The organism is Streptomyces sp. R35 (genome assembly GCF_041053035.1).
Lineage (GTDB): Bacteria > Actinomycetota > Actinomycetes > Streptomycetales > Streptomycetaceae > Streptomyces > Streptomyces lutosisoli.
In genome coordinates this window covers 3458840-3481717 of sequence record NZ_CP163440.1, presented here as the reverse complement: position 1 = coordinate 3481717, position 22878 = coordinate 3458840, and the positions used below count along the sequence as shown (strand labels likewise).

Annotated in this window: 22 protein-coding genes; 12 read left to right on the top strand and 10 right to left on the bottom strand. The window is 71.3% G+C overall.

The features are described 5' to 3' along the window. Positions 1-122 precede the first annotated feature (122 nt). The 3 genes from AB5J50_RS16045 to AB5J50_RS16035 form a co-directional block, all read right to left on the bottom strand. Complete coding sequence (locus tag AB5J50_RS16045) at positions 123-1091, bottom strand: hypothetical protein (RefSeq protein ID WP_330310080.1); 969 nt, start codon at positions 1089-1091, stop codon at positions 123-125. Positions 1092-1208: 117 nt separating this feature from the next. Continuing rightward, positions 1209-2213, bottom strand: a complete 1005-nt coding sequence (locus tag AB5J50_RS16040; protein ID WP_369258622.1) for a zinc-binding dehydrogenase — start codon at positions 2211-2213, stop codon at positions 1209-1211. Next, the gene (locus AB5J50_RS16035) at positions 2210-3367 is read right to left on the bottom strand and encodes a mandelate racemase/muconate lactonizing enzyme family protein (protein WP_369258620.1); all 1158 of its coding nucleotides are present in this window, start codon (positions 3365-3367) and stop codon (positions 2210-2212) included. The genes AB5J50_RS16040 and AB5J50_RS16035 overlap by 4 nt, the downstream gene beginning before the upstream one ends. Before the next feature lie 254 nt (positions 3368-3621). On the opposite strand from AB5J50_RS16035, the gene AB5J50_RS16030 reads away from it, so the two are divergent. Together AB5J50_RS16030 and AB5J50_RS16025 are read left to right on the top strand one after the other, a co-directional pair. After that, positions 3622-4407: a hypothetical protein gene (locus AB5J50_RS16030; protein WP_369258619.1), complete on the top strand. Its 786-nt coding sequence runs from the start codon at positions 3622-3624 to the stop codon at positions 4405-4407. A gap of 210 nt (positions 4408-4617) precedes the next feature. Continuing rightward, the gene (locus AB5J50_RS16025) at positions 4618-5838 is read left to right on the top strand and encodes a lanthionine synthetase LanC family protein (RefSeq protein ID WP_369265409.1); all 1221 of its coding nucleotides are present in this window, start codon (positions 4618-4620) and stop codon (positions 5836-5838) included. Positions 5839-5892: 54 nt separating this feature from the next. Here AB5J50_RS16025 and AB5J50_RS16020 read toward each other — a convergent pair whose 3' ends face one another. Next, positions 5893-6342: a MarR family winged helix-turn-helix transcriptional regulator gene (locus AB5J50_RS16020; RefSeq protein ID WP_369258618.1), complete on the bottom strand. Its 450-nt coding sequence runs from the start codon at positions 6340-6342 to the stop codon at positions 5893-5895. 153 nt (positions 6343-6495) lie between these two features. Between AB5J50_RS16020 and AB5J50_RS16015 the strand changes: the two genes are divergently transcribed. Further along, positions 6496-7518: an NADP-dependent oxidoreductase gene (locus AB5J50_RS16015; protein WP_369258616.1), complete on the top strand. Its 1023-nt coding sequence runs from the start codon at positions 6496-6498 to the stop codon at positions 7516-7518. A gap of 161 nt (positions 7519-7679) precedes the next feature. Then, on the top strand, positions 7680-8099 hold the full coding sequence (locus AB5J50_RS16010; RefSeq protein WP_327428424.1) for an organic hydroperoxide resistance protein: 420 nt from the start codon (positions 7680-7682) through the stop codon (positions 8097-8099). Between the two features lie 99 nt (positions 8100-8198). On the opposite strand, the gene AB5J50_RS16005 is transcribed toward AB5J50_RS16010, so the two are convergent. Continuing rightward, positions 8199-10748 carry a M14 family zinc carboxypeptidase gene (locus AB5J50_RS16005; RefSeq protein ID WP_369258614.1) on the bottom strand — a complete coding sequence of 850 codons (2550 nt, stop codon included), beginning with the start codon at positions 10746-10748 and terminating at the stop codon, positions 8199-8201. Positions 10749-10894: 146 nt separating this feature from the next. Continuing rightward, on the bottom strand, positions 10895-11035 hold the full coding sequence (locus AB5J50_RS16000) for a hypothetical protein (protein WP_327428422.1): 141 nt from the start codon (positions 11033-11035) through the stop codon (positions 10895-10897). On the opposite strand from AB5J50_RS16000, the gene AB5J50_RS15995 reads away from it, so the two are divergent. The 3 genes from AB5J50_RS15995 (at position 11013) to AB5J50_RS15985 (ending at position 13524) form a co-directional block, all read left to right on the top strand. After that, positions 11013-11831: a hypothetical protein gene (locus AB5J50_RS15995; RefSeq protein ID WP_369258612.1), complete on the top strand. Its 819-nt coding sequence runs from the start codon at positions 11013-11015 to the stop codon at positions 11829-11831. The two genes, AB5J50_RS16000 and AB5J50_RS15995, sit on opposite strands and share 23 nt — an antisense overlap. A 251-nt stretch (positions 11832-12082) precedes the next feature. Continuing rightward, complete coding sequence (locus tag AB5J50_RS15990; RefSeq protein WP_369258610.1) at positions 12083-12913, top strand: EI24 domain-containing protein; 831 nt, start codon at positions 12083-12085, stop codon at positions 12911-12913. After that, positions 12910-13524 (top strand): LysE family translocator, encoded by a 615-nt coding sequence (locus AB5J50_RS15985; RefSeq protein WP_369258608.1) that lies wholly within the window; start codon positions 12910-12912, stop codon positions 13522-13524. Before AB5J50_RS15990 ends, AB5J50_RS15985 begins: the two co-directional genes overlap by 4 nt. Here AB5J50_RS15985 and AB5J50_RS15980 read toward each other — a convergent pair. Together AB5J50_RS15980 and AB5J50_RS15975 are read right to left on the bottom strand one after the other, a co-directional pair. Then, a complete protein-coding gene (locus AB5J50_RS15980; RefSeq protein ID WP_369258606.1) occupies positions 13496-14776 on the bottom strand; it encodes a pyroglutamyl peptidase in 1281 nt (426 codons plus the stop codon). The two genes, AB5J50_RS15985 and AB5J50_RS15980, sit on opposite strands and share 29 nt — an antisense overlap. Positions 14777-14941: 165 nt before the next feature. Then, positions 14942-15946, bottom strand: a complete 1005-nt coding sequence (locus AB5J50_RS15975) for a LysR family transcriptional regulator (protein WP_369258604.1) — start codon at positions 15944-15946, stop codon at positions 14942-14944. Positions 15947-15995: 49 nt separating this feature from the next. Here AB5J50_RS15975 and AB5J50_RS15970 point away from each other — a divergent pair, with 49 nt between their 5' ends. The 3 genes from AB5J50_RS15970 to AB5J50_RS15960 are packed head-to-tail and all read left to right on the top strand — an operon-like array spanning position 15996 to position 17616. Further along, positions 15996-16808 carry an NAD(P)-dependent oxidoreductase gene (locus AB5J50_RS15970; protein ID WP_369258602.1) on the top strand — a complete coding sequence of 271 codons (813 nt, stop codon included), beginning with the start codon at positions 15996-15998 and terminating at the stop codon, positions 16806-16808. A gap of 39 nt (positions 16809-16847) precedes the next feature. Next, positions 16848-17240: a RidA family protein gene (locus AB5J50_RS15965; RefSeq protein ID WP_369258600.1), complete on the top strand. Its 393-nt coding sequence runs from the start codon at positions 16848-16850 to the stop codon at positions 17238-17240. A 46-nt stretch (positions 17241-17286) separates the two neighbouring features. Next, positions 17287-17616 carry a YrdB family protein gene (locus AB5J50_RS15960; RefSeq protein WP_327428414.1) on the top strand — a complete coding sequence of 110 codons (330 nt, stop codon included), beginning with the start codon at positions 17287-17289 and terminating at the stop codon, positions 17614-17616. A 9-nt stretch (positions 17617-17625) separates the two neighbouring features. Here AB5J50_RS15960 and AB5J50_RS15955 read toward each other — a convergent pair whose 3' ends face one another. After that, complete coding sequence (locus AB5J50_RS15955) at positions 17626-18201, bottom strand: TetR/AcrR family transcriptional regulator (protein ID WP_327428413.1); 576 nt, start codon at positions 18199-18201, stop codon at positions 17626-17628. Between the two features lie 102 nt (positions 18202-18303). On the opposite strand from AB5J50_RS15955, the gene AB5J50_RS15950 reads away from it, so the two are divergent. Continuing rightward, entirely contained in the window at positions 18304-20763 is a 2460-nt protein-coding gene (locus AB5J50_RS15950; protein WP_369258597.1) for a glycoside hydrolase family 3 protein, read from the top strand. 122 nt (positions 20764-20885) lie between these two features. Next, positions 20886-21872 (top strand): hypothetical protein, encoded by a 987-nt coding sequence (locus AB5J50_RS15945; RefSeq protein ID WP_369258595.1) that lies wholly within the window; start codon positions 20886-20888, stop codon positions 21870-21872. A 23-nt stretch (positions 21873-21895) separates the two neighbouring features. On the opposite strand, the gene AB5J50_RS15940 is transcribed toward AB5J50_RS15945, so the two are convergent. Beyond that, on the bottom strand, positions 21896-22876 hold the full coding sequence (locus tag AB5J50_RS15940; protein WP_369258593.1) for an aldose epimerase family protein: 981 nt from the start codon (positions 22874-22876) through the stop codon (positions 21896-21898). Positions 22877-22878 lie beyond the last annotated feature (2 nt).

The window sequence follows — 22878 nt, the reverse complement described above, 5'->3', positions numbered from 1 at the left end:
GGACCGGTTCGGTCTCGCGATACGGGCGATGCTCCGGGAGCCGTACGAGGGAGAGACCGAGAAGAGGTGTGTGGGATTCTGCGCGGCTGTGTGGTCTTGTGTGAAGGGGGTTTGTTCGAACGTTATGAGGCGGTGTCGAATCGCTTGAGATCGCCGGGCAGCCGGGTGCCGAGCGGCGCCATGTCGCCGTCCGCTCCGTGCCGCGCGAGCAGGTCCAGGGCGAGCCGGCCGCGCCGCACCCTCTCCCGGGCCGTGTTGAGGGTCAGGTCCCGCATGTGGTGGCCGTACGGGTAGATTCCGGGGGCCTTGGACAGACCGAACTTCAGATAGAGCGGTGCGCCGCGCCGGATCAGCTCGGCGACCTCATACATCCGCACGTACCCGCCGAGGTCGTCGGGGGCCTCGATGTACATGTCCATGGGGGCGGCGGAAACCCGCCGGATCTCGGTGAGGTGATCGAGCGTCAGATCACTCGGTACGTTGACCGAGTCGGCGCCGAGGTTCTCGTACACGGCGTAGGCGGCCGGGTTGACCGGGCCGATCAGCGCCGAGACCTTGAGGGTCGTGTCGGCCGGGATGATCCCGGCGACACGGGCCCGGTGCAGCGTCCACAGCACGCCCTCGTCGGCGACGAGCAGGCACTTGACGCCCAACTCCGTCGCGCGGACGGCGTCTTCGACGCACCCGGCGACCGCGTCGTGACCCCGGGCGCGCAGTCCGGCGCCGCGCGAGTCGGTGCGCACGGAGGCGCCGATGTCCCAGGTGCCGCGCGGCCCGGTGAACAGGCAGAGTTCGATGTCGCGTTCACCGGTGGCCTCGACCATCTCGGTGATCTCGGCGTCGGTCAGCATCCAGACGCCGCTGCCCTGGCTTATCCGGTGGATCGGCACATCGAGCCGCGAGGACTCCTTGAGGACCACGCCCAGCGCCTCGGGCCCCTCGACGGAGGGAACCTCGATGCGCCAGCGGCCGCCTCCCGGGAAGGTGTGCGGCGAGGCGTCGGCGGGGGAGAGGTCGGGCGCGCCCAGGCCGAGCGCGGCGAGCGCCTGCTCACCGGGTCGACGGGCTGCCGTAGGGGAGGCGTCGGTCACAAGCTGGTCCTTCGCGTTCGATATTTCGGACATGGTTCGTATCGGTGGGTGTACGCCGGTACGGAGTGTCAGGACTTCCGTACCGGCGTACGGCTCAGGGGCGCGGACGTACCCGGCTCATGGACGCAGAAGGACCTTTCCGACCTTGGGATCGCCCGACCCCACCAGCTCGATGGCCTCGGGGAACTCGGCGAGCGGCAGCTCGTGTGTGACCAGCGGCAACGGGTTCAGCAGCCCCGCGCCGAAGACCCGCACCGTGTGCGCCCAGGCCTCCGGCGGCGCCCCGAACACGGTGTGCACCTCCAGCTGCCGTACGACGAGATCGGTGGGGTCGAGCCCCTCGGCACCCGCCGCCGGGATCCCCGTCAGGACGAGGCGTCCACCGCGCCGGAGCAGGGAGGCGGAGGTGCGCGCGGCGGACGCGGACCCGGCGGTCTCGATGACGACGTCGAAGTCGTCGGGGAGCTCCTGGTCGCGCGTACGGAAGTCGGTGGCGCCGAAGTCCCGGGACAGCTTCTCGCGGTCCGGCCGGGTGCCCACCACGAGCAGCTCGGCCGGGGAGCCCGCCTTCAGGAACTGCACGGCGAACATCCCGAGCGTGCCGGTACCGACCACCGCCACCCGCTCGCCCGGCCGGGCGTTCGCCTTGAGCGCGGCGGCCGCGATGCAGGCGGCGGGCTCCAGAAGAGCCGCCGCGGTCAGGTCGGCGTCGTCCGGCAGGACGTGCAGCAGCCGGGCCGGCAGCGTCAGCGTGGTCGCCATCGCACCCGGCTGGGTGAACCCGGTCTCCTCGTACCCCGCCGTGCACAACGTTGTCTCGCCCGCGTGGCAGCGGTCGCAGACCTGACAGTTGCGGAAGCCCTCGCCGACGACCTTGCGGCCGGCCAGGGTCGACGGGACCCCGGCGCCCACCTCCTCGACCGTCCCGGACCACTCGTGCCCGGGAGTGAGCGGGTAACGGACGTACCCGTCGGGCCGGTTGCCCTGGTACACCTCGCGGTCGCTGCCGCAGATACCGACGGCGTGGACGCGTACGAGCGCCTCGCCCGCCTCCGGCCGCCGGGGCTCGTGCGGGGTCATCCGGTGCTCGCCCGGCGCCTCGATGACGACCGCGGTGCTCACTCCGACCCCTTCGGCTTGCGCTGCTCCCAGCCGTCCGCCCACAGGTCGAAGCGGGCCTGCTGCTGCGGGAACTCGGCCGCCGCGTCGACGTCCAGCTCCACGCCGAGCCCGGGCTCGTGGGACAGCTGGAAGTAGCCGTCGACGACCTGCGGGGCGCCCTTCACGACCTTCTTGATGTCCGCGTCCGCGAAGTCGTTGAAGTGCTCCAGGATCTTGAAGTTCGGCGAGCTGAAGCCGACCTGGAGGGAGGCCGCGGTGAGGACCGGCCCGCCCACGTTGTGCGGGGCGACGAGCACGTAGTGCGCCTCGGCGGTGGCGGCCAGCTTCCTGGTCTCCCAGATGCCGCCGATGTGACCGACGTCGGGCTGGATGATGTCGACCGCCTGGCTCTCGAAGAGCTCGCGGAACTCGACGCGGTCGTGGATGCGCTCACCGGTGGCGACCGGGATGTCGACCTTGGCGGCGACCTTCTCCAGCGCCTTCAGGTTCTCCGGCGGCACCGGCTCCTCCAGCCAGGCGGGCTTGAAGGGCGCCAGCTCGCGGGCGAGCCGGACGGCGGTGGAGGGGGAGAAGCGGCCGTGCATCTCCAGCATCAGCTCGGCCTCGGGGCCGATCGCGTCGCGCACGGCCTCGATGAGCGAGATGGAGTAGAGGGTCGCCTCGTGGTCGAGCTCGAAGTGCCCGGTCCCGAAGGGGTCGATCTTGAGGGCCTTGTAGCCGCGGGCGACGACCTCCTGGGCGGCCTTGTGATAGGCCTCCGGGGTTCGCTCGGTGGTGTACCACCCGTTGGCGTACGCCTTGACCTTGTCGGTGACCTTGCCGCCGAGCAGCTGCCACACCGGCACCCCGAGGGCCTTGCCCTTGATGTCCCAGCAGGCCATCTCGATGACCGCGATGCCGGACATCACGATCTCACCGGCGCGCCCGTAGTCGCCGTACTTCATCCGTCGGAAGAGGTCCTCGACAGCGAATGGGTCGGAGCCGAGAATGTGATTGGCCTCCGCCTCCCGCAGATAGCCGATCAGTGCGTCGGTGTGGCCCAGCATGCGGGTCTCGCCGACTCCGGTGATGCCCTCGTCGGTGTGCACCTGGACGTACGTCAGGTTCCGCCAGGGCGTCCCGACCACGTGTGTGCTGATTCCCGTGATGCGCACGGCAGTTGCCCCCTGTGCTCTTCGGCTCTGTTCGAAATTTCGTCACACGTTCGAAATGCTGGCGTGACAGTAAGGACGTGGGCCCTGGAGTGTCAATGGGTCGAACACATAACGGTTTCGACGCGATGGGCGCAGGATGGCGGGGAATGTTCGGGGGTGTCTCAACTCGGCACGCCGGAACGGCCAGTTCACTACACAACATTCACAGCTGCGCCTATGAACGTTACCTGTGAGGAACTTAGTCTTCCCGCGTCATGGACTACTGCGACCCGTGCCGACGGCACCTCAACGGCGCCCTTGCCTGCCCGGGGTGCGGCGCACCAGCCGAAGAACTCCGCACACACGCGGACGAGACCGACGCACGCTCCGAAACGGACGCGGCCGACGCCGACGCCCTCTACGACGAGGACGACGACGGGGAGGACCGCCCCGGGCGGGCCGCCCGGCGGCGGAGCCAGGGCCGGGGCCGGAGCCGCGGAAGGGGCCCCGAGGACCTGGGCGGCCCGGAGGGCCCGGACGCACCGGGCGGCGCGAGCCGACGCGACCGCAAGGCCGCCGCACACCGCCGCCGACGGCGCCGGACCCTGCTCATCGTCGCGGGCTTCGTCCTGGCGGCGGGCGGCCTGAGCCTCGCCGAGCTCGGCATCGACGGACCCGGGCTGCTCCCGACGCCGGCCGCGGAGGCCGGCGCCAAGTCGGCCGACGGTTCGGCGTCCTCGGACAAGGGCGAGACGGCGCAGCCGCTCAGCGACACGGCGGGCTCCGACGGCAGCTCGGCCGGCGAATCGCCCGACGCCTCCGCTTCGGCGTCCGACTCCGGTTCGCCGTCCGCGTCCGCTTCGGCGAAGGACAAGAAGAAGACCAAGGACGAGCAGTCGTCCACCGCGGGCACGGCCCCGGGCCCCTCCACCTCGGCCCCCGCATCGACCTCGGCCCCCGAGACCTCGGCCCCCGCCACCACGTCTCCGACCACCTCGGCCCCGACCCCGGCCCCCTCGCCGTCGGAGACGTGCAACCGGTTCCTGTGGTGGTGCACGTAGGCCTGGCGGGCAACGCCCGATTTGCTGCTGCGCACGGATCCGCGCCGTAGACCCCGACACCCTCGCGCGCCGTCGGCGCCGCGTGCCAGGCTTGGCACCGTGACAGTGACGGGCGGGGGCGCGGGAGCGGGTGGGGCGGGACCGGACGAGGCAGAACCGGACGAGGCGGGACGGGAAGCCGTGGGACCGGAAGCAGTTGACCCGGACCAGGTGGAGGCGCTGGCGGCCGACGCCCTGCGCTGGCTCCTCGGGGTCGCGCGGGACACCGAGGGCGGCGGCCTCGCCTGGACCACCAGGCCGTCCGACGACGAGCACAACCCCATGCTCTACAGCGGTACGGCCGGCGTCATTCCGCTACTCCTCGAAGCCCGGCGGCACTTCCATGACGACCGGTACGGCGACACCGCCCTGCGCGCCGCCCGGAGCCTCGCCGCGGCCGTGCCGCACTGGGACAACAGCTCCCTCCACTTCGGCCTGACCGGCATGGCGGTCGCGCTCCGGGCCGTCGACGACGCCCTGGGCGACACGGCCGCCGGTGCCGCCGCGGACCGGGCCCTGGACGTCGTACGGTCCCGGTTCGACGGCACACGCTGGGGCGAGCTGTTCGAGCTGATGGGCGGCAACGCCGGCATCGCCCTCGGCGCGCTGGCCGCCGGCGACACCGAACTGGCCCTCCTCGCGGCGGCCCCCTACCTGCGTACGGCCGAAGAGACCCGCACCGGTGTGCACTGGGAAATACGCAACGGCAGGGAACCGCGGCTCCACCACATCTCCCACGGCACCCTGGGCATCGTGTACGCCCTGACCGCCGTCGGCCGGGCGACCGGTCGCGCGGACCTGGTCGAACTGGCGCGGGCCGGCGCGGCGGACGTGGTGGCTCGCGACGAAGCCGGTCCCGAGGGCTTCCTGGTCCCGCACTCGGACCCGCAGGACCGGCCCGAGCTCATCGAGCGGTACAGCTACGGCTGGTGCCACGGCCCGGCGGGCGACGCCCAGGTGTTCCGCCTGCTCCGGGACGTCCTCGGCGGCCCCGAGTGGGCGGCCCTCGCCGACCGGTGCTGGCACACCGTGACGCACTCGGGCCTGCCGCGGCGTCTGCGGCCGGGCTTCTGGGACAACAACGGCCGCTGCTGCGGAACGGCGGGCGTGCTGGCGCTGGCCTGCGACCGGCTGGTCGAGCTGCCCGCCCAGGACGAGGGCTTCGCCCATGTCCTCGTCGCCGACCTCGCGGCCCGGGCGACGGCCGACGCCGACGGCGCGCGCTGGTCGAACATCGAACACCGGGCCAACCCGAGCACACTCGAACCCCTCACCGGCTGGGCGATGGGCAACGCGGGCATCGCGCGCGAGCTGCTCCGCTTCGTCCGGGTGAGCAGGGGAGAGGACCCGGCGTACGCGTTCACGTGGCCGGACCATCCGCCTGCGCGCTGACCCCCGGGCCCCGGCCAGTCCGTCAGTCGGTCAGTCGGTCAGTCGGTCAGTCGGTCAGTCTTCGTACCCGTCCGTACCCAGCATCCGCCGCAGCAGATCCCGCAGGGACAGCCGCTCCTCGTCGGACAGCCCCGCCAGCGGCTCCCGGGCGAAGCGAAGCGAGTCGCGGAGGCTGCGGGCGACCTGGCGGCCCTCTGTCGTCGCCGCGGCGAGCTTCACGCGGCGGTCCGTGGGGTCGGGGCGCCGCTCCACCAGCCCGCGCGTCTCCAGCCGGTCCACGATCCCCGTGACATTGGACGGCTCGCACTTCAGCTTCTGCGCCAGCCGTCGCATCGGCAGCGGCTCCAGTGACAGCAGGCTCAGCAGCCGGGCCTGCGCGCCGGTCAGCGCGTGCTCGGCCGCCGCGTCCTCGTACTCCTCGTGGTAGCGGGCCACGACCGTGCCGATCAGCTCGACGACCTCCAGGGTCAGAGGGTCGATTCGGGGTGTCTTCTGCGTGGCCATGGGCTCCAGGCTACCGGGTTACTTGACATCATGAAATATTCAGGCGCATGGTTGTTTCAGGTACTGAAGTATTAGGGCCGAAGCATTAGAGCCGAAGCAGTCAGAGCCGTAGCACGCACGCAGCGTGCATGCACGCAGGAAAGGCGCACCCTCATGAGCGAGACCCCCCAGCTCCCCGCCGTCAGCCGCGAATGGCACATCGTCAGCCGCCCGGTCGGCTGGCCCAAGGCGGAGGACTTCGCCCTGGTCGAGGCCGAGGTCCGGCAGCCGGGCGAGGGTGAGGTGCTCGTACGGAACGAGTACGTGTCGGTCGACCCGTACATGCGCGGCCGTATGAGCGCCGCCAAGTCGTACGTCGCGCCCTTCGAGCTCGGCAAGGTCATGCAGGGCGGCGCGGTCGGCGAGGTCATCGCCTCGAACGCCGAGGGCATCGAGGCAGGCGACCACATCCTGCACTTCTTCGGCTGGCGCGAGTACGCCGTCGTGGACGCCAAGCAGGCCGTCAAGGTGGACCCGGAGGCCGCGCCGCTGTCGACGTACCTCGGTGTCCTCGGCATGACCGGTCTCACCGCCTACGCCGGGCTCCTGCGCACCGCCTCCTTCAAGGAGGGCGACTCCGTCTTCGTGTCCGGTGCCGCCGGTGCCGTCGGCAGCCAGGTCGGCCAGATCGCCAAGCTCAAGGGCGCCTCGCGCGTCATCGGCTCGGCGGGCTCCGACGAGAAGGTCAAGCTGCTCGTCGAGGAGTACGGCTTCGACGCCGCCTTCAACTACAAGAACGGGCCGGTGAGCGAGCAGCTGCGCGAGGCCGCCCCCGACGGCGTCGACGTCTACTTCGACAACGTCGGCGGTGACCACCTGGAGGCCGCCATCGGTTCCCTCAACCAGGGTGGCCGCATCGCCGTCTGCGGCATGATCTCCGTCTACAACAGCACCGAGCCCGTCCCCGGCCCGAAGAACCTCGCCCGCCTGATCGCGACCCGCGGCCGCATCGAGGGCTTCCTCGTCAGCGACCACTACGACATGCAGCAGCAGTTCGTCCAGGAGGTCGGCCCCTGGGTCCGCTCCGGCGAGCTCAAGTACCGCGAGACGGTCGTCGAGGGCATCGAGAACAACCTGGAGGCGTTCTTCGGCGTCCTGCGCGGCGACAACATCGGAAAGATGATCGTCAAGCTCTGAGCCCCCGACGATCTCCGGGTGATCCCCGACTGAACCTCGGGTGATCTCCGGGCCATCTCCGGGCGGGGCCTGTCGCTGGACTTCCGGCATACGGTAACTTCTTTCCGAAGTCGTCGCGATCGTGGGCGCGAGTCGCGGCGGACCAAGGAGGAACGCACCGTATGTCCATCCAGCAGACCGACGTCCTGTACACCGCCGTCGCCACCGCCGAGAACGGTCGCGACGGCCGGGTCGCCACCGACGACGGCAAGCTCGACGTCGTCGTCAACCCGCCCAAGGAGATGGGCGGCAGTGGCGCCGGTACGAACCCGGAGCAGCTGTTCGCCGCCGGGTACAGCGCCTGCTTCCAGGGTGCCCTCGGCGTCGTGGCCCGCCAGGAGAACGCCGACATCTCCGGTTCGACCGTCACCGCGAAGGTCGGCATAGGCAAGAACGACGACGGGTTCGGGATCATCGTCGAGATCACCGCCGACATCCCGAACGTCGACGCCGCCACCGCCCGCGCGCTCGTCGAGAAGGCCCACCAGGTGTGCCCGTACTCGAAGGCGACCCGCGGCAACATCACCGTGACGCTTGCCTGACCGCATTCGTTGCATACGGCAGAGGCCGCACCCTAGGACGTGGGGTGCGGCCTCCGTCGTACGGAGTCCCGCGTACGGAGCCCGCGTACGGAGCCTTGCTCAGGATCGGGACACTGTCAGCAGTGCCCTCCCCACCTGCGGGAACTCCCCCTTCGGATGGTCACGGAAGAGCGGTTCCGTGCCGAACAGCACCGCGTGCGGGCCGCTGACGACCGCCGCCTGACCGGCTGCCGCCGTGGGTCCTCCCGTGCCGTCGTCCAGCGGCCGCCAGTGCCCGGAGACGAGCGGATTTCCGGTCGCGTACGACTGCTCGACGCGGACCCCGGGCCCGAGATCGGTGAACCAGACCGGCGCGTACACGAAGCTGTGGTCCGGGGCGCCGGTGGTGACGGTGCCCGAATTCACTACCCGCACCACGCCGTTGGCGTCCCCGTTGCCCTCCACCGGCTTCACCGCGAGCAGTCCGGCGGCGGCGTTGAGCTCGGCGCCCGTGGCTCCTCGTCCGACCAGGCCGTGGGTTGCCAGGAAGGTGTCGAGGGCCGTCCGCGCGGCCGGGGTGAGGGCCGAGTGGTCCAGCCCCGACGACACGAACAGCACATCCACCGTGGACCAGTCGAAGCCCGCGTCGAGGATCGCCGTCGACACCGGAACCACGTCGAAGTTCATCTCGCGCAGGGCGAAGAGCTCACCGGCGGTGACGGCGGCGGCGACGCGCACGCGATGCAGGGCGGTCCCCTGCGAGGCCTTCGTCGAGGCCTTTGCCGAGGCCTTCGTCGCATCGAAGGCGACGTCGTACGCACGGGCGAGCGCGACCGCCTTCGCACGGGCCGAGGACGGCACGAGCGCGCTGCCGTCGCTGTCCTGGCGTACGGAAACTCCTTGCTGGAGAAGGGAGTTGAGGGCCGCGATCTCCTGCGGAGTGTCGAGCCGGAGACGGAGGTCGCCGCGCGGGGCGACATATCCGACCCGTGTGGCGGCGTCGACCGCGCGCAGCGGAACGGCGGAGAGACCCCCGCTCTCCACCCGCTCGACCGTCGCGCCCCACAGGCGCCCCAGACTCCAGCCCGAGATGTCGTACATCGTCGACACCTTGCCGCTGATGTCCCGCCCGTCCGCCAACATGACATTGGCCAGCCCGCGTTTGGGCTGACGCAGATCGACGACGTACGAGCCCTTCGCGTACGACCGTCCCGCGAGCCGGAAGTCGCCGGTCGCGCGGGTGACGCGTACGTCATTGGCGAGGAGATGGTCCACGAGCCGGCCGGCGGCGGTCGCCGAGCGCTGCGCGGCACCCGCCGGGATGACGTACGCGCGCGGGAAGTCGGTCGTGTAGACGTCCTCGGGGCCGATGCCCGGGACGCCGGGGACCGTCTCGGCGGAGACCGGTACCTGGGCGGCGCCCGTCGCACCGCGCCGGAAGACCTCGATCTGGTCGGCGATGAGCGAAGTCCGGTGGGACTGGGCGAAGTCGAGGGTCGCGCGCATGGCGGCGCCCGCGACGTCCACGTTGATGGCCGAGCGGCGCCGCAGCTCCTCCACCGGCAGAGTGTCGTACGCCGAGTTGTTCACCGTCATCGGGATCTCGACGGTGTGCGCGGCGACCGTGCCGTGGAACGCCGCGTACTGGGGCGTGAAGATCGGCGGCCAGTCGTCCCAGCCCTCCTGCTGGTCGCGGAACGGGATCTGGACGGGTTCGACACCGTCCTTCGCGGGCGTGTAACCGAGGCCGTTGACGGCGGCCTCCATGCCGAGGGCGTTGGCGTAGGTGTTCTTGAGGAAGAGGTCGTACTCGTAGTTCTCGCCGTGCGGCGGGGTCGTCGGCTCGATGAGGGTGCCGTTGACATAGCCGTGCAGATCGAGCATGACGGCCGGCTGCTTGTCGATCGCGATCTGCCGCATCGCGCGCACCTCGGGCTGCGAGGCGGTGATGAAGTCGCGGTTCAGGTCGAAGCCGTTGGCGTTGGTGCGGGTGCCGGCGATACGGCCGTCGGGGTTCGCGGTGATGTTGAAGTAGAGCCGGTTGTGGGCGAGGAGGGCGGTGGTCTTCGCGTCGTGCGCGGTCGCGAGCTGCTGGATCAGCTTGAGGGCGGCGTCCGTGCCCTCCCACTCGTTGCCGTGGATGTTGTTGTTGAAGAAGACGGGCGTCTTGTACGAGGCCTTGATCGCCGTGTCCTTGGCCGCCGCCTGGGGCGCGTTCTCGATGAGCTCGCGCATACGCTCCTGGGCGCGCGTCTGACGGGCGGTCTCCGGGGCGGTGACGGTGACGAGGAAGAGCCGGTGCCCGCCGGCCGAGCGGCCCGCGACCTCGACGCTCACACGGTCGCCGAGGCCCTGAAGTTCGTTCAGCTTGGGGGCGATGGCGTGATACGGGGTGAGGCCGAGCTTGATGGACTTGTCGGCGGGGTTCTCCGGGTCCGGGGCGAGGACCTGTTCGCGGGGGTAGCCACCGGTGCCGGCGGAGAGATCGGTGACGGGAGCGGCGAGGGCGTTCCGGGCCGCGCTCGCCGGAGCCCTGGCGGCACTGTCCGCCGGGGCCGAGCCCTCACGGACGGGCGGCTTGCGGTCGGCGGTGGCGCTGTTGGGGGCGAGCAGGAGCGAGCCGGTGGTGGTCGCGAGGACAGCGGCGACCAGGACGGGTGGTAAGCGCACGCGTCGTACCTCCTGAGGGAATTCCCTGGGGTCGGTGGTCCTGAGAGTTTCCTGAGATCGGTACGGCGAGGTGTACCTGTTCGACTCTTCCGCAACAAGAGGGCGTTCCCGTCACGGCTGGTGTCATGGATGCCCCGGATGGCGCATCACGTGGGGCCGGGAGCGGGCATGCTGAGGGCGAGACCCGGCGTGGCGAGGAGGGCCCAGCCCATGTCCCCGATTCCGTCGCTCCCGTCGCTCCCCAGCAGGGAGGACGTGGTGCGGATGGCGCGCAGCACGACCGACATCACCGGCCAACTCCTCGACACCGCGGGGAACATCACCAGAATCGCCATCAACACCTTCGATCCCCGGGACGGCTCCGGGGCGGAGGCGCTGCGCGTCCTGCGCGAGACGACGGCCGAGCTGGCCGAGGCGAGCGCGTCGCCGCAGGCGCAGGAAGCCTTCTACCGGATCGTCGACACGCTCACCCGGCTGGGCACCAGCGGGGCGCCGCTCGCGGTGCACCCCGTGAGCGAACCGGCTCAGGCCTTGCTCGCCGCGATGGGGGACAGTCTGCTGCCGATCCTCGACGCGGTGGCGCCCGCGGTGGAGGAGGCGGCCGACGCGTTGGGGGAGCTGGTGGAGGCGTCGTCGCCGCTGTTGCCCGCGGCGGCGGGGGTCGTGGCGGGGGCGCTCCTGGCCTTGACCCCGGTGATACGGGCCGCGGCGGATGTCCTGCGCGACTCGTCACCCGAACTCCGCCGCATCGCCGACGCGCTGACGTCGGCCCTGGCGCCGCTTCTCCCGCTCCAGGTGGCCCTGGCGGAGCGCGCGTCCGCCGCCGGTGCCGGTGTCATCCGCGCGGGCCTCCCTCCCCTCGCCGACCTCACGGAAGCCGCCGCCACCGCCATCAGGACGGCCCAGCCCCTCCTCATCGCCGGTGAGGAGCTCCTCGTCTCCACCCTCGAACAGCTCCAGCCCCTGATGCTGGCCACGGCCTACCGGGCGGGTCGGGTGGCCCGGGCCGCGGCGGTGCGTGTCTCGGCGGCGGTGTCGCCTGCGGCTGAGCGGGGCGTGGTGGTGGCGGTGACCCCGGTGTAGCTCGCCCCCGCCGCCCTTGTGGGTCGGCTGCGGGTGGGTGGGGGCTGGTCTAAAAGATTGCGCAGTTCCCCGCGCCCCTGAAGGCGCGGGGCTTCGCCCCGCGATCCCCCGCCCGCCTGGTTGCTCGCGCAGTTCCCCGCGCCCCTTAAGGGGCGCGGGGAACTGCGCAATCTTTTAGGGGGGTCTGGGGGCGCAGCCCCCAGGGATGGGACGGGTAGGGGCGGCGGGGGCGAGAAAGCTAAAGTTCCCCCATGCGCGATCTTGGGGTGGGGTTCAACTACCTGGTGCAGGGGCAGCGGTGGGTGGCCCGGCATGGGAAGCAGTATGGGTTCGGGCTGGTGCCGGGGCTTATTACGCTGGTGTTGTACGTGGGGGCACTGGTGGGACTCGCCCTGTACGGCGAGGACTTCGTCACCTGGGCCACCCCGTTCGCCGATGACTGGTCCAGCCCCTGGGCGGGACTGTTCCGCGGCTTCCTCACCGCCGTACTGTTCGCCCTCGCCCTCCTCCTCGCCGTCCTCACCTTCACCGCGGTCACCCTCCTCATAGGCCAGCCGTTCTACGAGAACCTCTCCGAGAAGGTGGACCGCGACGTCTCCCCGGACGGCACCGCACCCGAGTCAGGCCTCCCCCTCTGGCGCGAACTGTGGATCTCGGCACGGGACAGCCTCCGTATCGTCGTACGCGCCGTCCTCTGGGCCACACTCCTCTTCGCCCTCGGCTTCGTCCCGTTCATCGGCCAGACCGTCGTCCCGGTGATCGGCTTCTTCGTCACCGGCTTCTTCCTCACCGAGGAACTCACCGCCGTGGCCCTGCAACGCCGCCGCGTCGACCTCCGCGAACGCCTCACCCTGCTCCGCTCCCGCAAGATGCTGGTGTGGGGTTTCGGCACCCCTCTGGGCCTGGCCTTTCTGGTCCCGTTCGTCGCGGTGTTCCTGATGCCGGGCGCCGTGGCGGGAGCCACCCTCATGGCCCGCGACCTCCTCGGTGAGGAAACCGGCGAGGACGACCACGACCCCGAGGCCGACCCCGAAGACGAGTCCGCAGCAGACGCTTCCACACAGGAGGGCGCCACCCCGTGACCGAGATACTCGCCGTCGCCGTCATCACCGTCCTGGCCGTCATCGCCCCCGGCGCCGACTTCGCCATGGTCGTCCGCAACAGCTATCTCTACGGCCGCCGGACAGGACTGTTCGCCGCCACGGGCGTCGCGGCCGGCGTCCTCGTGCACGTGACGTACACGATGCTCGGCGTGGGGCTCCTGATCGCCTCCTCGACCGCCCTGTTCACCATGATCAAGCTGATCGGCGCGGCGTACCTCGTCTTCATCGGCGTACGCACCTTCCGTACGCGCGGCGAGGTCGAGGTCGACCTGGAGAACAAGACGGCCCTGACGCCGCTCGCCGCCCTGCGGACGGGCTTCCTCACCAACGTCCTCAACCCCAAGACGACCCTGTTCGTCGTGTCGACCTTCGCCCAGGTCGTCAGCCCCGGCACCCCGGTCTACCAGCAGGTGGGCTACGGGCTGTTCATGTCCTTCGCCCACCTGCTGTGGTTCGGCGTCGTCGCCGTGTTCTTCTCGCACGACCGGATGCGCACGCTGATGCTGCGCGGCCAGAAGGTCCTGAACAAGGTCATCGGCTCCGTCCTGGCCGGCCTCGGCGTCAGCCTCGCGTTCGCGCCGTCCCACTGACGGCGGACGCCCCCGCGCCCGTGTCCACGGCCACCGTCAGGATCGCCCGCACCTGCGCGATGATGTCGAGCCTGTTCTGTACGAACTCGGCGTCGGTGACCGTGCCCGTCGCCGGGTCCGTGTTCCCTGTGCCGAACTGCAGCACAGGCGTGTGGACATGCCCGCCCGGCAGGCTGTCGTGCAGCCCGAGCCGGTCCCGGAGCAGCGTCGCACGGTAGGCGATCTCGTTGGAGAGGTAGTTGCCGCCGCCCCCGGCACGGGCCGTGGAGCCCTCGGTCGGGCCGTCGGGGCGTACGACCGGATCGGTTCCGCCCGCCGGGATCTCGGTCACCGACGTGTTGTCGTACACGGGGAAGCGGCCGGTGTTCGCGGCGACGATCTCCTTGTACGGGAGGGTCGTTGACGTCCACTGGGGCTGCGAGGCCGGGTCGGTGACCGGAACGGTCTCGGTCACCGGGAGGTTCAGGTTGTCCGGGTAGCCGCCCCGCCAGGCCCCGTTGGTCCGCTCCACGTCGAAGCGGCCGACGCGGCCCTGGCTGACCGTCGTGAACAGGTCCACGTGCGGCAGATACGAGCGCAGCGTCCGCTCCACCATGCCGTCGCTGAAGTCCTGCCAGCGGACCGGGAACACGGCGGTCTCGACGCGCGCCGGCCCGTCCGCGGTCTGGATCGTCGTACCGTCGAGGGCGAGCGCGGTGGCCCCGGACGGGTTGGAGATCCGGATGTCGCGGTCCAGCGTGAACGGGTCGAAGCCGGTGACCAGGATCCGCTTCACGCCCTTGGTGTGCGGGTAGCGGATGGCGTTCTGGCCGCGCGAGTTCTGCTCCAGGGCGTCAAGGAGCTGGGCGCGCTGGGCGTCCGTGAGGCCGAACTCCGGCTCCCACGCGCGTACTTCACGTGTCATGCCGAGCCGCGCCCAGTACAGCGGCCGGTCGTCGTCCCGGCTGAGATCCCCGCCCGCCGGACCCCGGCCCTGCGCCCGGTCGACGGCCCGCCGCCACAGCCGCGCGCCCTGCTGTACGACGACGTGCCGGGCCTGCGTGTACGAGTCGGCCCGGCCCAGCACCCGCGCGAACTCCGGTGTCACGGTGTCGAATCCGGAGCGGCGCAGGATCTCCTGGGGCGCGGCCTTGTCGAGCCGCTGTTCCTCGACCGTGGGGGAGGAGGCGGCGGCCGACGCGTCGGGTGCTGTCGCGAGCCCCGCCACCAGGGCCAGTCCGAGGACGCCGATCCGTGCACGTATGTGAGTCAAGGGAGTTCAAGCCTTCCGTCGCCGTGGGGAGCTGTCGGACGGCCGAAGTATCCCGTGACGGACGGGGCGTACGCCATGGCGTGTGACCCCTGGGGATCACGTGCCCTGAGGATCGCGGGCCCCCCAGGTTCAGGTGCTCTGAGGATCACGTGACCCTCAGATCATTCAGGCGGGGATCCTCGCCGCCGACTCCCGCAGCGCCGCCAGGAACGCCTCCGCCGCCGGTGCCAGGGACCGCCCGCGTACCGTCGCCGCGTACACCGCCCGGGCCGGCGCGTCCTCGTCGAGTACGGGGAGCAGCGCGATGTCCGGCCGTACGGACTCCGCCGCGAGCGCCGGGATCAGGGTCACGCCGAGACCGGCGGCGACATACCCCTGCTTGGCGGTCCACTCCGCCACGACATGCGCGACGCGCGGCCGGAACCCGTGCCGCAGGGCCGCGTCGAGGAGGGTGCCCTCGGGGCGGGAGCCGCCGGAGATCCAGTCGGCGTCGGCGAGTTGGGGAAGGCGTACGGAGGGCTCGGCGGCCAGCGGATGACCGGCGGGGACGGCGACGTACAGGGACTCGTCGAGGAGGTGGTGCAGGGTGTACGCGTCCAGCGGGGCGCGGCCCGTCGTCGAGACGACTGCCAGGTCGAGGTGGTCGGCGGTCAGCCGGTCCAGGAGTACGGGGGTGAAGCCCTCCTCGCGGGTGAGCCGGACCCCGGGACGGCGGGCACGGAACGCCGCGATGGCCCGCGGTACGAGGGCCGCGTCCGCCGTGGCGAAGGCGCCGACCCGCAGCCGCCCGCCCGCCGCCTCCCGCAGTGCGGCCAGCTCCCGCCCGGCGCCGTGCAGTTGCTCGACCACCGACTCGGCGTGCGGCACGAGGACCCGCCCGGCCTCCGTCAGCCGTACGCCCCGGGGCAGCCGGTCGAAGAGCGGCGCCCCGCCGAGCGCCGCCTCCAGCGAGGAGATCTGCCGCGACACCGCGGACTGCGTCCACCCGAGCGTCCGCGCGGCCACGGTGAACGAACCGAGCCGGGCGACGTCGAGGAAGACCCGCAGCCAGGTGGTGGAGAGGTCGGGGGTGTCATGAGCGGCGTCCGGAGCGGTGACGGGAGCGGTGACGGGAGCGACGGCGGGAGCGACGTGCGGCGTTACGGCATGCGGGTTCGGCATGGCACTCATGCTAGACATTCGCTTGTCGCATCGCGGCTGCGCGCCTAGCGTCCCGTACATGGAAAAGATCGCATTTCTCGGACTCGGTCACATGGGTGCGGGCATGGCCCGCCAACTCCTCGGTACGGGGCACCCGTTGACGGTCTGGAACCGGACTCCCGCGAAGGCGGAGCCGTTCGTCGCCGAGGGCGCGACCCTCGCCGCCTCCCCGGCCGAGGCGGTGCGGGACGCGGACGTGGTGATCACGATGCTCGCCGACCCGGCCGCGCTCGACGCGGTGGCGGACGCCGTCGTGCCGGAGCTGCGGCCGGGCGCGTACTGGGTGGAGATGTCGACGGTCGGCCCGGACGTGGTCAAGGAGCTGGCCGCCCGGCTGGGGGAGGGCGTGACGCTCGTCGACGCGCCCGTCATGGGCAGCACCGACAAGGCCGCCACGGGCCGGCTCGGCATCCTCGCGGGCGGTGACGTGGCCGGTGTCGAGCGCGTGCTCGCGCACTTCGGCACCGTCACCCGCACCGGACCGCTCGGCTCCGGCGCCGCGCTCAAGCTGGTCGTCAACGCCGCGGTCATCGGCGGAGTCGCCCTCGTCGCGGAGGCCATGGTCCTCGCGGACGCCCTCGGCATCGACGAGGACACCGCGCGCACCACCCTCGCGAACGGCCCGCTCGGTGGTGTCGTCGGCCGGGCCTTCGCCGAAGACGTGCACTTCGACACCTCGCTCGCCGTGAAGGACGCCGACCTGGCAACCAAGGCGGCCCGACTCCCGGTCATGGACGCGGTGTTGGAGCACTTCAAGCGTGCCGCCGCGGACCCGGACGTCACCCACGCCGACATCGCGAAGGCCGTCGCCCACATCCGTCACTCCCACTGAGCCCACTGACACTCCCACTGAGCCCGCTGAGGGAACGCCATGCAGATCACCCTGGACAACCCGGCCTCCGCACCGCAGCCCGCCAACGCCTACTACTCCCAGGTCGCCCGCGTCCAACTCCCCGGCGGCGGCGCCCTGTTGTACCTCTCCGGCCAGGTCGCCGACGGCGCGGACCTCGCCGCGCAGAGCCGTGGCGTCTTCGAGGCCATCGACGCCTTGCTGGAGGCCCACGGCGCGACGCTCGCCGACATCATCAACATCCGTACGTACCTGACCGACATCGACAAGCTCCACGAATACGGCGCCGTACGCCGGGAGTTCCTCACCGGCACCGCCCCCACCAGCATGACCTTCGAGGCCGCGCGCCTCTTCAAGCCGGACGCCCTGATCGAGGTCGAGGTGGTGGCCGCGGTGGCCGCCGCAGGGAAGTGATCTCTTCCGGGGCCGGAGTGATCCCTTCCGGGTGATACTGCCGCGCATGAAGGCAGCGAACCTGGGCGTCCTCTTCCTCATCGAACTCGGTGCCCTCGCGGCCGCCGGGTACTGGGGCTTCACCCGTGATGTGGCCATGCCGCTCGCCTGGCTCCTCGGGCTCGGCGCGCCGGCCGTGCTGATCGCGCTGTGGGCGCTGTTCGGCTCGCAGAAGGCGACGTACAAGACGCGCGGGGCGGTCCGTGTCGGCTTCGAGCTGCTCTGGTTCGGGGCCGGGGTGGCCGCCCTGGTCCTGGCCGGGGCCTACGGCTGGGCGATCGCCTTCGCCGCCGTCTGTGCGGTGAGCAAGACGCTGGCGGTCAACTGGGGTCAGTAGCGGGCGGGTTCAGCTCTCGCCCAGCAGGGTCAGGAAGTCCCGGAACGCGCCCGGCATGTCGACCGACTCCGGGTCCAGGAGCCACTGGTACTGCAGGCCGTCCATGACCGCGACGAGGAGCGGGGCGGTGCGCTCCGGGGTGAGGCCGTTCGGCAGGCGGTCGCCGTACTCCGTGCGCAGGACCGCCGCCATGCTCGCGCGCACCCGCGCGTACCGCTCGGTGAAGTAGCCGCGCGCCGGATGCCCCTCGGTGACGCTCTCGCCGAGCAGGGCCGAGAAGGTCTGGATGATCCCGGGCCGCATGGCGTTGTACTCGACGAGCGAGGCGAGCAGATCGACCCGCCACTGGGTGTCCGGCACCGCGTCCCACTGGTCCCGCTCCTGGAGCACGGCGACGAGCAGCGCGTCCTTCGTCGGGAAGTAGTGCAACAGCCCCTGCTGGGTGAGGCCCACGCGCTCGGCGACCGAGGCGAGGCTCGCGCCCCGGTAGCCGCGCTCGGCGATCACCTCAAGGGCCGCCCGCACGATCTCCGCGCGGCGCTCCTCACTCCTGGTCCTCGCGTTCATGGCGTCACCGTACGGCATCCGATCACCCTCAATATAACGGCAAAGTAACGAAACCTACCGCTCTACAGGTAACGGGTGCAGGATGGAGCCACCGAACGGACTCAACGAGGAGGCACTGCGATGGCGGGAACCCCAGGAACCCGGCCCACCCCGGCCGACGAGGCGCGCGAGGCGGCCGTCGAGGCGGCGCTCGGCAGGCTCGACCTGGACGCGAAGGCCCGGCTGCTGTCCGGCCAGGACATGTGGTCGCTGCCCGCGCTCCCCGAGATCGGGCTGAAGTCCCTGGTCATGTCCGACGGCCCGATCGGCGTCCGCGGTGTCCGCTGGACCGCCGACGACCCGTCCATCGCGCTCCCGTCCCCCACTGCGCTCGCCGCCACCTGGGACCCGGACCTCGCCCGCCGCGCCGGCACCCTCCTCGCCCAGGAAGCCCGCCGCAAGAAGGTCCACGTCCTCCTCGCGCCCACCGTCAACCTGCACCGCTCCCCGCTCGGCGGCCGCCACTTCGAGGCGTACAGCGAGGACCCGTACCTCACCGGCGCGATCGGCAGCGGATACGTCCAGGGCGTGCAGTCCGGCGGCGTCGGCACCACCGTCAAGCACTTCGTCGCCAACGACGCCGAGACCGACCGCTTCACGGTGAACAACGTCGTCTCCGAACGCGCCCTGCGCGAGCTGTACCTGGCCCCCTTCGAGACCATCGTCGAGAACGCCCACCCCTGGGGCATCATGACCGCCTACAACTCGGTCAACGGCACCACGATGTCCGAGCACCGCTACCTCGTGAACGAGATCCTGCGCGGCGAATGGGGCTTCGACGGCTTCAACGTCTCCGACTGGATGGCCGCCCGGTCCACCAAGGGCGCGATCGAGGGCGGCCTCGACGTCGCCATGCCCGGCCCGCAGACCGTGTACGGCGCACCGCTCGCCGCCGCCGTGCGCGCCGGCGAGGTCGAGGAGGCCAAGGTCGACGAGGCCGTCCGCAAGGTCCTGCGCCTCGCCGCCCGCGTCGGCATCCTGGAGGGCGCCGAGCCGGTCGTCACCGAGCTGCCCGCTCCCGTCGACGGCGAGGCGCTGGCCCGCGAGATCGCCCGCCGCTCCTTCGTCCTCGTACGGAACGAGGCGCGCGACGGGAACAAGGCGCTGCCCCTGAAGCCGGGCACGGTGGCCCTGGCCGGCGCCGCCGCCCGTGACGCCCGCGTCCTCGGCGGCGGCTCCGCCACCGTCTTCCCCTCCCATGTCGTCTCCCCCCTCGACGGCCTCATCACCGCCCTCCCCGAGGGCAGCCTGACGTACACCGTCGGCGCCGACCCGACCGAGGAACTCGCCATCGCAGACAAGGGGTTCGAGCTGCGCGCGGTCTGCCGTGACGCGAACGGCGAGATCATCGGCAGCGGCTCCGCACCCAACGGTCAGATCCAGTGGATGGGCGACGACCTGCCCGAGGGCGTCACCCACGACACCCTCCACTCCGTCGAGCTGACGGGAACCTTCACCCCGCGCGACTCCGGCCCGCACACCTTCGGCATCAAGGGCCTCGGCGCGTTCACCCTTACCGTCGACGGCACGACGTACTTCGACGACGCCCAGCGCACCGACAAGGACGACCCCTTCGAGGCGTTCTTCGGCGCCCCGGTGCCCCGCGCCCAGGCCGAACTGACCGCGGGCGAGCCGGTCGAGGTCTCCCTCACCCACGTGGTCAGGCTCCCCGAGGGCATCCCGATGAAGGTCGTCGGCTTCTCGCTCGCCCACCAGGAGCCGTGGCGCGACGCGGACGAACTGATCGCCGAGGCCGTGGAGGCCGCCCGCGCCGCCGACACCGCCGTCGTCGTGGTCGCCACCACCGACCGCGTCGAGTCCGAGGGCTTCGACCGCAAGGACCTCCGACTCCCCGGCCGCCAGGACGAGTTGGTCCACGCGGTCGCCGCCGCCAACCCGAACACCGTCGTGGTCGTCAACTCCGGCTCCCCGGTGGAACTCCCGTGGCGCGACGAGGTCGCCGCCGTACTGCTCAGCTGGTTCCCCGGCCAGGAGGGCGGCGCCGCGCTCGCCGACGTCCTCACCGGCGCCCACGAGCCGGGCGGCCGGCTGCCCAGCACCTGGGGCTCCTTCGCGGACGCCCCGGTCACCCAGGTGATCCCGGCCGACGGCGAACTCCCGTACAGCGAGGGCGTGTTCATCGGATACAGCGCCTGGGAGAAGGCCGGGAAGACCCCCTCGTACGCCTTCGGGCACGGCCTCGGCTACACCGACTGGACGTACGAGTCGATCGAGATCGACGGGACGACCGCCACGATCCGCGTCCGCAACTCCGGCGAGCGCGCCGGGCGCGAGGTCGTCCAGGTCTACCTGGCCCCGGTGGAGGCCGACGCCGAGCGGCCCGCCCGCCGGCTCGCGGGCTTCGCGGGTGTGGCGGCCGGACCGGGCGAGAGCGTCGAGGCCGTCGTCGAGCTTCCGCGCCGCGCTTTCGAGGTCTGGGATGAGAACGCCCGCTCGTGGGCATATGTGAAGGGTTCGTACGAGGTTCAGGCAGGTCGTTCCCTTATGGACCGCCGACTGAGCACGATCATCGAGGCGTAACGGCGCACAACGCCCTCAAGACCAGCCCCGGTCCGGAACCTGACCTCCGGACCGGGGCTCGCCGTTTCAGCCAGGTGTGGCAGACTCGCGGGCCGACACACGCCTGTTCGGGGGAGAAGCGCATGTATCCAGGTCAGCAACAAGGTCCGTACCCGCCGCAGCAGCCGGGCCCGTACGGCGGCCGGCAGGGTCCCTATCAGGGCCAGCAGGGCCAGCAGGGTCCGCCGCAGGGCCAGCAGCCCTACTACCCGCCCCAGCAGCAGGCTCCGTACCCGCCGCAACAGCAGGGCCCGTACCCGCCCCAGCAGGGCTACCCCCAGCAGCCGTACCCGCCGCAACAGCCGTACCAGCCCTACCCGCCGCAGCAGCAGGGCTACCCCCAGCAGCCGATGGCCCCCCAACAGAACCTGGGTGAGGGCCAGATGAGGCTGGACCCGAATCTGAGCGCGGGCCAGCGCGAGCTGGTGGTGCAGATCCAGAAGACCACCAAGGTGTACGCGTACGGCTTCGTCCTGGGCATCCCGCTGACCTTCGGCGGCGCCCACTACGGCATCACCGAGAAGCCGGTCGGCTTCGCGGGCACCGCGCTCGGCCTCGTCGGCCTGGTCGTCGGCGTCCTCTCGCTGCTGAAGGCGCGGGGCCTCAAGGAGCAGCTGCGCCGGCTCACCCCGGACGCCTGGCGCTCCCCGGCCGCGCATCTGCCCAGCGCCCGCAAGGCGGCCACGCAGGCCGCGTACGTCAATGGCGTCCTCGTCCTGCTGTCCCTGGGCGCCGTCGGCTATCTGCTCGTCAAGGGCGCCGACTGGGGCGCGTACGGGAACTCGCTCGGCTTCGGCGGCCTGATGCTCGCCGCGTTCATCCCGCTCGGCATGGGGATCGCCGCCGCGACGACCATCCCCCAGCTGCTCCAGGTCGTCCCGGCCGGTGCCAGGGTCGGCCAGAGCCTGTACTCGGTCATCATGGGGCTGGGGGCGCTGATCCTGTTCAACGGGATCAAGGGCTTCGATCCGCTCCCCATCGCCATCGGCGGCACTGTCACCGCGATCTGCCTGGGCGCCATGTCCGTCCTCGGCAAGGCGACCAAGCGGATGCGCGGCGAGAACGCGTAGCCTCCGGAACTCCTGAGACCGCTTTAGTCACGCACGGCGAATCCGAACACGGACGCCGACCTGTACACCCCGCCCGGCCGCAGTTCCGTACTCGGGAACTCCGGCCGGTTCGGGGAGTCGGGGAAGTGCTGGGTCTCCAGGGCGATGCCGTCGCCGGGCGCGTACGGCAGCGAGTCGTCGAGGTGGTCGGCGGTGTAGAGCTGGACCCCGGGTTCGGTGGTCGCCACGGTGAGCACGCGCCCGGAGGCGGGGTCGTACAACTCGGCGATCTCCAGGGGGGTTTCGCTGATCCCCTTGTCGAGCACGAAGTTGTGGTCGTACCCGGCGCCGACCTTCCGCGACTGCCGGAAGTCGAACCGCGTGCCCTCGACGGAGGCGAACTCCCCGGTGGGGATCAGATCCGCGTCAACCGGCGTCAACCGGGAAGCGTCGAGGCGGAGTTCATGCCCGCCCGCGCTGCCCGAGCCGCTCAGGTTCCAGTACGTGTGGTGCGTCAGGTTCACCACGGTCGGCGCGTCGGTGACCGCCTCGTACGCGATCCGCAGCGCGCCGCCCTCGTCGAGCGTGTACGTCGCGGAGACCTCCAGGCTGCCCGGGAAGCCCTCCTCGCCGTGCGGACTGACCCGGGTGAGCCGCACCCCGTGCTCGACCGGCTCCGCGTCCCACACACGCTTGTCGAAACCGCCGCTGCCGCCGTGCAGGGAGTTCGGCGCGTTGTTCGGCTCCAGGAAGTAGGTCACCTCGTCGAGCGGGAAGCGGGCGCCCCCGATCCGGTTCGCGTACCGGCCGACCAGCGCCCCGAAGTACGGCTCCGGATGGGCGACGTAACCCGCCAGGTCCGGGAAGCCCAGCACCACGTCCACGACCCGCCCGTCCCGGTCGGGAACCTCGACCGACTGCACGATCCCGCCGTACGTGAGCACACGCACCCGGACCCCGGCCCGCTCCAGCGTCCAGCGGTGGACGGGGGTGCCGTCGGAAAGTGTGCCGAAAAGTTCGCTCATGA